Annotated in this window: 1 protein-coding gene; it reads right to left on the reverse strand. The window is 46.4% G+C overall.

Translation table 11 applies throughout. The features are described from left to right. Positions 1–660 (reverse strand): molybdopterin-dependent oxidoreductase (locus KIV40_RS27815; protein ID WP_375164892.1); only part of this gene is annotated, 660 nt, incomplete at its 3' end. Positions 661–911 lie beyond the last annotated feature (251 nt).

The raw sequence follows: 911 nt of genomic DNA on the forward strand, positions 1-911 counted from the left end.
CGATTCTAACGCCAAGTGGATGTCGGCAATTTCGCAGGTGTCGGTATAGCGCGGGTCAATCACGATCACTTTCATTGCTGGGTTAGCTTGTTTAGCCGCTCGTAAGCGTTGAAACAGAACTGGGTGACACCAAGCGAGGTTTGAGCCTGTGATCACCACCACCTCCGCGTGTTCAAGATCTTCGTAACAGACAGGAACCGTATCGGTACCGAATGCGCGCTTATGGCCGACAACGCTCGATGCCATACAAAGGCGAGAATTACTGTCTATGTTGGCGCTACCAATAAAGCCTTTCATCAGTTTATTGGCAACATAGTAGTCTTCCGTCAGCAATTGACCCGATACATAGAAGGCAACCGAGTCTGGCCCATGCTCTTTAATTGCTTGGGCGAACTTATCGGCCACCAGCTGTGATGCCTCGCCCCACGGAAGTAGCTGTTGTACGCTCTCGACTCTTTTCATTGGCTGGGTGAGTCGCCCAATCGGGGTTACGGCATCGCCCAGTGCCGCGCCCTTAGTACACAGCTTGCCATAATTAGATGGGTGGTCTTTGTCGCCACGCACTTCCAATTTCCCTGAAGCAGTTGGCCTCACTTCAATGCCACAACCTACGCCACAGTAAGCACACGTTGATTTGATCCAATCCTTGTTTGAACTCATCACTCTTCCCTCGTGCAGTGTTCTTTTTATTGCTTTCACCTTGCGAACCAGAAAGTCGCTTATCCATCTCTTTCTTCGGTGAAAATTTCTCTTTTTTATTAAAGCAATTTACGCACCACTATTTACCTCACTCTGCACCAATAAAAATAATCATTAACTACAACAACTTAAAACAACAAACGAATCAGAAAATGATGTTAAACGAATGTAACCACAGAAATATTGAGATATTTGCACCATGTTGATCAATT

The sequence above is a fragment of the Vibrio sp. D173a genome (genome assembly GCF_030248475.1).